Source organism: Oleiphilus sp. HI0132, assembly GCF_001635845.1.
This window is the reverse complement of sequence record NZ_LWGJ01001341.1, coordinates 1-10,110: the sequence shown is the minus strand read 5'-3', so window position 1 is coordinate 10,110 and position 10,110 is coordinate 1. Positions and strand designations below refer to the sequence as shown.

Sequence of the window (10,110 nt, the reverse complement as noted above, 5' to 3'; positions counted from 1 at the left end):
GGAAATGAGCTAGTAGAAAGAATTAAAGGTGTCGCCAAAAAAACTCGAAGACCGGAAGTAATGGCCGGTCTAGGCGGTTTTGGCGCAATGTTTGAGTTGCCGAAGGGCTATAAAGAACCGGTTTTGATTTCCGGTACCGACGGTGTTGGCACAAAACTAAGATTAGCCATGGACTTCAATAAGCACGATACGATAGGTATTGATCTCGTTGCCATGTGCGTTAACGATCTTATTGTTGGTGGCGCAGAGCCATTATTCTTCCTTGACTATTACGCTACAGGTAAACTGAATGTTGACGTTGCTGCCGATGTAGTAACAGGCATTGGCGCTGGTTGCGACCTATCTGGTTGCTCACTAGTCGGCGGTGAAACTGCTGAAATGCCCGGCATGTACGAAGGCGAAGATTATGACTTGGCTGGTTTTTGCGTTGGCATTGCTGAGAAGTCTGAGATTATAGATGGCACCAAAGTTAAGGCTGGCGACAAGTTAATTGGCCTCGCTTCTTCAGGTCCACACTCGAATGGCTACTCTTTAATTCGCAAGATTATAGAAGTATCAAACGCTGACCTAAACCAGGAAATTGGCGATACCGACCTAAAATCGGCCTTGCTTGAGCCAACAAAGATTTACGTTAAATCTCTTCTTAAATTGATCAAAGAAGGTGAGGTGCATGCCCTTTCACATATCACGGGCGGTGGCTTACTTGAGAATATTCCTCGCGTAATACCTGAAGGAACTAAAGCAGTCATCGAGACCCAGAGCTGGGAATTGCCTGAAGTATTCAAATGGCTTCAATCAGCAGGTAACGTAAATCCTGTTGAAATGTATCGCACCTTCAACTGCGGTGTTGGCATGATCATCGCCGTTCCAGCCGGTTCAGAAGAATCAGCCATCAAGCTTTTAGAAGCTGAAGGCGAAAGTGCTTGGGTAATTGGTGAAATTGCCGACACATCTTCCGACGAAGAGCAAGTCCAACTAAATGGACTAGGCGCTTAGTAATGGAAGGACGAGATCCTGTTGTCGTTGTTTTGATATCGGGTAGCGGCAGCAACCTTCAAGCCTTAATCGACGCCTATCAACGTGAAGAAATCCCTGGAAAGATCAGCGCTGTTATTTCCAATAAGCCCCATGCTAAGGGCCTAGAGCGAGCTAAGAAAGCTGAGATTGATACTCATGTCATCGAACATCAAAAATTCGCTCAACGAGAGATTTTTGATGCAGAGCTGATTAAGACGATTGAGAAGCATCAACCGGATCTCGTGGTATTAGCGGGCTTTATGCGTATCTTAACCGATGATTTTGTCCGCCGTTTTGAAGGAAGAATGCTTAACATTCACCCCTCTCTTCTGCCTAAATATCCCGGCCTACATACTCATAAGCGTGCGCTTGAAGCAAAAGACAAAGAGCACGGCGTGAGTGTTCACTTTGTTACCGCTGAGCTTGATAGCGGCCCGAACATCATCCAGGCTATTGTACCAGTCTTAAATCAGGATACTGAAGAAACACTTGCCACCCGAGTACTTGAAAAGGAACACATCATTTACCCCATTGCGGTTAAGTGGTTTATCGATGGACGTCTTGAAATGAAAGATGGCCAAGCCTATCTGGATGGCGAGCAGTTGCCCGAAAGCGGCCTTAAGCTAGAGATTGAGCAGACTTTACACTAAGAGTCTGCGCCACCCTTGCGCTTCACCAACGATTATTCACTCTCTTTCTGAGCAATATCTGTAATCAAACGCCTAAACCACTGATGGTCCGCATTATGATGAAGTAAAGGACTCCAGGCCATCTTGAGATCGAATGCTGGTATATCGAAGGGCGGCTCTTTCATTACAAGCTTAGAGCTTTCACTTTTTAAACGCGCCGCGCGGCTCGGCAGCGTAGCCACTAAGTCATGCTGCTGCGCCAACAACATCGCCACCTGGTAATGACGGGTAAATACACTAATTTCGCGCTTTGCTCCAATACGATCCAGCGCTTCATCAACCCAACCCAAGCGCTGCACATCATTCGGGTTCACTCCAACACCCACACCAAAGCCAGTTTTACTCACCCAAATATGGCTGGCCTTTAGGTAGGCATCCAGATCGAAGCTATTGACCAAGGTGTTACTAGGGCTCATCAGGCATGAGAAGGTATCAGACCAGAGCGTTTTTTGGTGAAAAGACTGCGGCAAAGTATCAAAGCGATTAATCGCCATATCGACACGGCCTTGCTCAACATCTTCGAAAGATACATCACTGGGCGTTAAAACATCGAGCGTGATATTAGGCGCCTGCTTGCGAACTTCACTTAAAACAGCGGGAATCAAGGTAGATTCAGCGTAGTCGCTTGCCATCACGCGAAACACCCGATGGCTTTGAAGGTCAAAATCCCTATCCGGGTGAACTACACGATCGATATTGAATAATATCTCTCTCACCGCAGGCTTAAGGCTGAGCGCCAACTCAGTAGGCGCCATACCGTCACTGGTACGAACAAGCAATGGATCTTCGAACAGCAAGCGCAAACGCTTCAAACCATTACTCATCGCAGGCTGCGTAATACCAAGATGGTTTGCAGCCTTGGTGACGTTTTGCTCACGCAAAAGTACATCTAGGTGAACCAGCAAATTTAGATCAACATCACTTAGATTCATAGACCTAGACGCCCTTGGCTAATAACACTCAATTAAACTTAAACTTCATGGTAGATTTCACTACCTTCCTGTTTAAATTTCTCCGACATCTCACTCATACCTTCGTTCGCATCCTTTTCTGCTGCGTAATCACGAACTTCCTGAGATATTTTCATTGAACAAAACTTAGGGCCACACATTGAACAGAAATGTGCAACTTTAGCAGAGTCCTTAGGTAATGTTTCATCATGATAAGCACGAGCAGTATAAGGATCTAGCGCAAGGTTAAATTGATCTTCCCATCTAAACTCAAAACGAGCCTTTGACATAGCATTATCGTGAATCTGTGCACCAGGGTGGCCTTTTGCAAGGTCGGCAGCATGAGCCGCGATCTTATAGGTAATAAGGCCCTGTTTTACATCTTCTTTATTAGGTAGACCCAAGTGTTCCTTAGGCGTGACATAGCAAAGCATTGAACAACCATACCAGCCAATCAGTGCAGCACCAATGCCTGAGGTGAAGTGGTCATAGCCTGGTGCGATATCGGTAGTAAGTGGGCCAAGCGTGTAGAAAGGCGCTTCATCGCAATGCTTGAGCTGCTCTTCCATATTCGCCTTAATCATATGCATCGGCACATGACCCGGGCCTTCAATAAAGGTTTGCACATCGTGCTTCCAAGCTATCTTGGTAAGCTCGCCTAAAGTACGAAGCTCTGAGAATTGCGCCTCATCATTTGCATCAGCAATTGAACCTGGGCGTAAACCATCACCAAGTGAAAAGCACACATCATAGGCTTTCATAATCTCGCAAATTTCTTCAAAATGCGTATAGAGGAAGTTTTCCTTGTGATGAGCAAGGCACCATTTAGCCATAATTGAACCACCACGACTAACGATCCCGGTGACTCGATTCGCCGTCATAGGCACATAGCGCAATAACACACCTGCATGGATAGTGAAGTAATCAACTCCCTGCTCCGCCTGCTCAATTAAAGTATCACGGAACAACTCCCAGGTAAGATCTTCGGCAACCCCGCCACATTTTTCAAGCGCCTGATAAATCGGCACCGTACCAATCGGTACAGAAGAGTTTCGAATGACCCATTCACGTGTCTCATGAATATTCTGGCCTGTAGACAAATCCATTACGGTGTCACCACCCCAACGCGTCGACCAAACTGTTTTCTCGACTTCTTCCTGAATAGAAGATGTCACCGCAGAATTACCAATATTGGCATTCACCTTGGTGCGGAAGTTCCGACCAATAATCATCGGTTCGGTTTCCGGATGGTTGATATTACAAGGAATGACAGCACGACCACGAGCGACTTCGTCTCTGACAAATTCCGGGGTAATCATTTTAGGAATAGAAGCGCCGAAAGACTCGCCTGGATGCTGGTTAGCTAGCGCTTCATCCATCTGCGCCTCGCTTAAAGCCAGATTTTCTCGAATAGCGATATATTCCATTTCCGGCGTAATGATACCCTGACGAGCGTAATACAGTTGCGTGACATTCTTTCCGGCTTTTGCTTTTAGAGGTTTACGCTTATGCTCAAAACGCAAGCCATCCAAGGCTAGGTTTTGATCACGTACATTTGCGTACTCAGAACTAAAACCAGGTAACTCTTCAGTATCATTTCGTTCAGCAACCCACTCATCGCGTAAGGGCATTAGCCCTTTTGTGACGTCAACTTCTATCTCGGGGTCTGTATAGGGGCCGGAGGTGTCATAAACTCTAACTGGAGGGTTATCCTCAAGCTCGCCATTCTGCAACTGAGTTGGGGTAAGTGAAATTTCACGCATCGCTACGCGAATATCTTTACGACTGCCTTCTACATATACTTTTTTTGAGGCTGGAAAAGGCTGGGTAGATAACTCATCTACGTAAGCTGTATCACCCAGTTTCTTTAACGAATCGTTTTTCATCTATTGCTCCGCATATCCGGTATTACGAGTGTGGTAAGTAAGGAAGCAATTAGAATCATCGGTCTAGTCTTGATGAATTCTTGTTCCCTACGCTGGTTCTAACCAATCAGGTTCAACGGGTCCCTATCTGCCTACAAAATGTAGAACAACAAATAATTGGATATATCCCAAGAATTTATATGGTCTCAGCATTCGCAAATCATCAAGCGATAAAATGACAGATGCTCCCCGACAAGATTTTCATCGATTTTAGGGAGTGTTGAATGATATGGCAAGAAATAAGCGCTTTAGCATCGCCTAACGAGGAAAAATAGCCGAGAAGGAGCTACCTCGCCCCACCTCGCTATCGAGAACAATTCGACCATGATTCAGCGCGAGCATTTCGCAGCATATTGCTAAACCATAGCCATCACCTTCAATCTCACTATTCTCATGGGAATCTTGGCGCTGATATAGTTTGAAAATGCTTTCACGCTGTCCTTGAGGAACACCACAGCCTGTATCATTTACTTCAAGAGTAACGCACTTGCCGACCTGCTCATCAAAACTGGGACGAAGAGATACTTCAATAGCTCCCGCTTGCGTATATTTAATTGCGTTGGAAATAAGGTTGATCGCAATTTGCTTAAAGTGCTGCCTGTCTGCCAAGGCGTATATGTTAGAATCCGAAATCTCAGAGCGAAAATCCAAGCCTTTTTTCTTGGCAAGGGTTTCACCTTGTACACACGCTTCTTCAAGCGCAGGCACTGCATTGAAGCGGGAAATGTCGGCAGCCAGCTTTCCAGCTTCTACCCGCGTAGAATCCAAAGTCGTGCTGATCTGTTCAGCGAGCTGCTGACCGCCCCCGATAATTCGGTCGAACAAAGATAGCTGCGTTTCACTACACTGACTAGACAACTTTGATTTAAGAATGCCAGCGTAACCGACAACTGCATTCAAGGGTGAGCGCAATTCATGCACCATCATTGCCAAGTATTCTTTTCGAGTACGTTCTTTTTCGAGCTCCAGGCTTCGTTCAAACTCTTGACGCTGAAGTTCCATTTCTTTATTACTGGTCACATCTAACCCTGAAAGCAATACTGCGCTACCTTGACTGCCATCACTAATATGGAAACTCCATAAAAAGTGTGATGTCTTATCGTTATTTTCTTCAGCATTTGCAGAAGACTCGATATTCTCTAGACCACCCTGCTCTATTGCTTTGCCGACCAGAGCAGCAAGATCTCTGGGTAAAATAGCGGGCGCCCCTTCATCGTCAAATCCAAACTCAAGCATTAGATCAGTCATTGCAGGGTTACTAAAAAGAATCAGGCCTTGATCATCAAGCTCCAGCAATGGGGAGGGATTTATTTCAGTAAAAAATGAAAGCTTCTTGAGCTCTTCAAGCTGAAAGCCTTGCTGCTCGCAGGTAGTGAAAAGAATCATGCAGCTGCCATCATCGGTATAACTTCTACGGTAACTGACGGCAATGTTTTCAGAATTCTTATGCGTCCAATAGCATTCCTGTGGCGCTAGCTGAGCTTCACCCTGTTTTGCCAAGGGGCACTCCTCAGCTTCGTGATGAGTATAAATACTATGACGGCAAAATAGTTCATGAGCAGTACCGCCCTCCGCTGCTTTTTCGGCAATAGCATCAATATCCCAGCCTAACATGGCCTGGCCTGCCTTGTTTAAGAACTGAATACAACCGTCACTATCGACAAGCAACACACCTTCAGGTAAAGCATCCAAGGTAATAGAAGTGATATCAAAAGAAGGACTCACGAAAGGTCTACTCGCAATAACTGTGCAGGGTCAGCGCCTGGGACGGTTAGATCCAAGACAGAAGTAATCGACAGCTCTTTATCTGTCTTGATTTTTGCAAGGTTAATCACCTTGGGCTTAATATGCGCCATCCCTGCCATATCGTAAACAACCTTTACGACAGGTAATTTTGGTTGATCGGCATCGATCTCAAGAACAATACCTTTTTCTTTGTTGCTTAGCTGGACAGCACTACCCACCGGATAAACACTCAATAGACTAATCAGCGCTGACACGGAAGGCTCATCAAGTTTTTCATTTTTGGCCTCTTTATATAGATTAGCAAGAGCGCCATGAGGTGTTACCGCAGGCCTATCAAGCAAGCCGTGGACTAACTCATCATACCTGACAACCACTGCGAAAACCTTACTTAAAGGATGTATCTGATCAGACTTAAGTCCAGAAGGGTAACCGCTTCCATCCAGGTGCTCATGATGCTCGGTAATAATGCGCATTACGATTGAACTGAGCTCACAGTTTTGTTTTAACGACCGTAAGCCTATCGAGACATGCTGATAAATTAACTTCTTTTCACTCGCCGTATAAGGTGATGCCTTACCAAGCAAATGCATAGGCAGTTTTAGCCAACCCGTATCGTGAAAAAATGCGGCTAAAGCGAGCGCCTGTTGTGCATCGTCACCTAAGCTGAGCTTGATAGATATACTTAAGACTAAACTAAATGAAGCGAAAGTATGATTTGCGAGCGAAGCATCTTTACGCTGAATATTGATAAGGATAGCGAGTGCTTGGTTATTCCGCTGTAGACTAGACAGCGTAGCGTCAATTAAAGGCGAAACCTGCCGAGCATCAACCACTTTATCGTTTTTGAGAGCTTCATTGATCTCATCTGCCAGCTTCTCAACTTTGCCCTTTAACTCTTTAGCAACACCAAGCTCCTGACTAATAGACGTACGCTCAGGCAATTTTTCCTTAGCACTTGCTTCTGAAACTGGCTTATCTTTCGCAGCCTGATCTTCTTGTGATTTATCAGTCTCTTGTGAGGACTTATCACGAATAACATCAGCTGACGCTTCTACATCAACACCCTTTGAGGTATCAATCGAGAGCTGCTTGACACCCGCCTTGAGCAACTTATCAATTTGAGCGGCATTTTTTATCTTCAAGTGGTGATACATGAAGGGGCTGTCAATCCACGATATATCGAGCTTGGTAATATACATACCAACCTTAAGTAAGGATATAGGGATCTTTTTTACTGCCATGCGAAGGAATGCCTAAACTCAGTGAATAGTGTCAGCTTTATTTACACTAAATTATAGGCCTTCCTGAGAGAATTTGTACTATGTTTTCACGATTAATTTAAGTTTTTATAGGTATTACCCTTCAGACAAAAGCTTTACGTACCCAGGTGATATATCTTGATCAATATAAGCCATACCCAGCTTATTTAGATATTCATTACGATCAGCTTTCATTAGGTTTATATCTAACGCGCCCGCCTCATTATCTTGATAAAGTGCAGCCAAAAACGCCATATAATGCTCTCCCTCCTTTACCATCAAAAGACTTGCAGCGCCAACATCCGGCCTAACTTTAGAAAGCAGATCACCTGGCAGCTTAACTTCGTAAACAACTGGCGACTCATCACCCTCGACTCGCACACTACGACTTCTAACCGCCTGCTGAGCCCAATAAAACGCAAGCTCCTTACTCTGTGTTAGGAATACCGGATCATGTGTCTCGGTGTAGTTATTACCAATCATTGCCATAGTCTTCTTAGCAGCCTGATTCATAACCTTATCACCCGAACGCTTAAGCCCCGCACCATTAATAGAGGTAACCAGCGCAGACGAAGTACCGTGGTACCACACATCGCCGCTCGCGAAGCCATCTTTGCCGAGAAGGTCTTTAGCATCTTGCAGATAGGAAGGAGTGTCAATCATGATAAGTTGCCCTTTTTATAGGGTGCGCGGTGCGCACCAAAATACGTAGTGATGCGCATTGCGCACCCTATAAACTATAGTCTAAAGATTAAAAGGGGTTAGACTCACTGACTCTGCCCTCTTTTAATCTCCACAAAAAAGGCGACTCTAGAGTCGCCTTTTTCTAAACACATTAAGCATCTTTCAATAATACATTATCAAAAAAGCTTAACTAGCCAGTCTCAGATTAAGAGAACTGGTTAGAAGTGTTCTTAGCACCGCCTGCCTTAAGAGCACGCTCACCAGCAAAGTACTCTTTGTGGTCGTCACCGATGTCAGAACCTGACATGTTTTGGTGCTTAACACATGCAATGCCTTGACGGATCTCTTTACGCTGAACGCCAGCAACGTAACCCAACATACCCATATCACCAAAGTAGTTCTGAGCCAAGTTATCAACAGACAATGCAGTCGTGTGATAAGTTGGTAGAGTAATCAAGTGGTGGAATACGTTCGCTTCACGAGCAGTATCCGCTTGGAATGTACGAGTACGTTCGTCAGCAACTGCAGACAACTCAGACTCATCGTATTCAGCAGACATCAGGTTGTTACGATCGTATGCAGATACGTCTTTACCTTCTTCTACCCATGTATCATAAGTTTGCTGACGGAAGTTCAAGGTCCAGTTGAAAGATGGAGAGTTGTTATAAACAAGCTTCGCATCTGGGTGTACTTTACGTACGTCGTCCATCATGCCTTTGATCTCGTGTACAGTTGGTACTGCAGTTTCGATCCAAAGCAAGTCAGCACCAGCATTAAGCGCACCGATACAATCGAATACACAACGCTCATGACCAGTACCTGAACGGAACTGGTATAGGCCAGAAGGAAGACGTTTAGGACGAACAAGCTTGCCGTCACGGCTGATTAGCACATCACCAGGAGCTGTTTCTTCTGGAGTAACTTCTTCAACATCTAGGTAAGAGTTGTAGATATCACCAGAATCGCCCGGCTCGTTAACTACTGCGATTTCTTTAGTAAGACCAGCACCTTCAGAGTCAGTACGTGCAACGATGATACCGTTGTCAATACCTAGCTCAAGGAAAGCGTGACGCAATGCACGGATCTTAGCGTGGAAGTCAGCGTGAGGAACAGTTACTTTACCATCCTGGTGACCACATTGCTTTTCATCAGCAACTTGGTTTTCGATCTGTAGTGCACAAGCACCCGCTTCGATCATCTGCTTAGCCATTAGGTAAGTCGCTTCAGCGTTACCAAAACCAGCATCGATATCAGCAATAATTGGCACAACGTGAGTTACGTGGTTGTCAATTTGATCTTGGATTTCAGCAGCTTTTGCTGAATCGCCAGCTTCGTTAGCAGCGTCTAGAGCACGGAAAAGACCGCCTAGTTCACGCGCATCAGCTTGACGCAGGAATGTGTATAGCTCTTCAACCAACGATGCAACAGCAGTTTTTTCGTGCATTGATTGGTCAGGAAGTGGACCGAAGTCTGAACGTAGTGCAGCAACCATCCAACCAGAAAGGTACAAGTAACGACGGTCAGTCTTGCCACCGAAGTGCTTCTTGATAGAGATCATCTTCTGTTGGCCGACAAAACCGTGCCAGCAACCTAGAGACTGCGTGTACTTAGTTTTATCTTTATCAAATTCAGCCATGTCAGCGTTCATGATATCAGCAGTGTATTGCGCGATATCAAGACCAGTCTTGAATTTGTTTTGAGCGCGCATGCGTGCAATTGACTCAGGGTTGATTGCAGCCCAGCTATCACCTTTTGCTTCTACAACAGATGCTACTGCTTTGATCTCGTCTTGGTATTGTGACATTTTACGTATCCCTTATGTTTAGGAATGAAACCCCCT

General features: G+C 45.2%; 8 protein-coding genes and 1 riboswitch. Of the genes, 2 read left to right on the top strand and 6 right to left on the bottom strand.

Going from position 1 to position 10,110, the window contains the following annotated elements; translation table 11 throughout:
* A partial coding sequence (gene purM, locus A3766_RS20465; protein WP_068642893.1) for a phosphoribosylformylglycinamidine cyclo-ligase occupies window positions 1–996 on the top strand: 996 nt, incomplete at its 5' end.
* 2 nt (window positions 997–998) lie between these two features.
* Entirely contained in the window at window positions 999–1,667 is a 669-nt protein-coding gene (gene purN, locus A3766_RS20460) for a phosphoribosylglycinamide formyltransferase (protein ID WP_068508037.1), read from the top strand.
* Between the two features lie 32 nt (window positions 1,668–1,699).
* On the opposite strand, the gene A3766_RS20455 is transcribed toward purN, so the two are convergent.
* From A3766_RS20455 to A3766_RS20430, 6 genes are all read right to left on the bottom strand, one after another.
* Complete coding sequence (locus A3766_RS20455) at window positions 1,700–2,638, bottom strand: LysR family transcriptional regulator (RefSeq protein WP_068508035.1); 939 nt, start codon at window positions 2,636–2,638, stop codon at window positions 1,700–1,702.
* Between the two features lie 38 nt (window positions 2,639–2,676).
* Complete coding sequence (gene thiC / locus A3766_RS20450; protein WP_068553106.1) at window positions 2,677–4,542, bottom strand: phosphomethylpyrimidine synthase ThiC; 1,866 nt, start codon at window positions 4,540–4,542, stop codon at window positions 2,677–2,679.
* Between the two features lie 67 nt (window positions 4,543–4,609).
* Window positions 4,610–4,783, bottom strand: a riboswitch (TPP riboswitch).
* A gap of 56 nt (window positions 4,784–4,839) precedes the next feature.
* On the bottom strand, window positions 4,840–6,306 hold the full coding sequence (locus A3766_RS20445; protein ID WP_068508031.1) for an ATP-binding protein: 1,467 nt from the start codon (window positions 6,304–6,306) through the stop codon (window positions 4,840–4,842).
* Window positions 6,303–7,568 carry an HD domain-containing phosphohydrolase gene (locus tag A3766_RS20440; RefSeq protein WP_068508030.1) on the bottom strand — a complete coding sequence of 422 codons (1,266 nt, stop codon included), beginning with the start codon at window positions 7,566–7,568 and terminating at the stop codon, window positions 6,303–6,305. The genes A3766_RS20445 and A3766_RS20440 overlap by 4 nt, the downstream gene beginning before the upstream one ends.
* A 114-nt stretch (window positions 7,569–7,682) precedes the next feature.
* Window positions 7,683–8,249: a hypothetical protein gene (locus A3766_RS20435; protein WP_068642891.1), complete on the bottom strand. Its 567-nt coding sequence runs from the start codon at window positions 8,247–8,249 to the stop codon at window positions 7,683–7,685.
* A 226-nt stretch (window positions 8,250–8,475) separates the two neighbouring features.
* On the bottom strand, window positions 8,476–10,074 hold the full coding sequence (locus tag A3766_RS20430; protein ID WP_068508026.1) for an isocitrate lyase: 1,599 nt from the start codon (window positions 10,072–10,074) through the stop codon (window positions 8,476–8,478).
* Window positions 10,075–10,110 lie beyond the last annotated feature (36 nt).

Bases quoted from the DNA above. Each gene is read 5' to 3' on its own strand.
- A3766_RS20430 (WP_068508026.1), bottom strand. From the start codon at position 10,074: ATGTCACAATACCAAGACGAGATCAAAGCAGTAGCATCTGTTGTAGAA.
- thiC (WP_068553106.1), bottom strand. From the start codon at position 4,542: ATGAAAAACGATTCGTTAAAGAAACTGGGTGATACAGCTTACGTAGAT.
- A3766_RS20440 (WP_068508030.1), bottom strand. From the start codon at position 7,568: ATGGCAGTAAAAAAGATCCCTATATCCTTACTTAAGGTTGGTATGTAT.
- purN (WP_068508037.1), top strand. From the start codon at position 999: ATGGAAGGACGAGATCCTGTTGTCGTTGTTTTGATATCGGGTAGCGGC.
- A3766_RS20455 (WP_068508035.1), bottom strand. From the start codon at position 2,638: ATGAATCTAAGTGATGTTGATCTAAATTTGCTGGTTCACCTAGATGTA.
- A3766_RS20435 (WP_068642891.1), bottom strand. From the start codon at position 8,249: ATGATTGACACTCCTTCCTATCTGCAAGATGCTAAAGACCTTCTCGGC.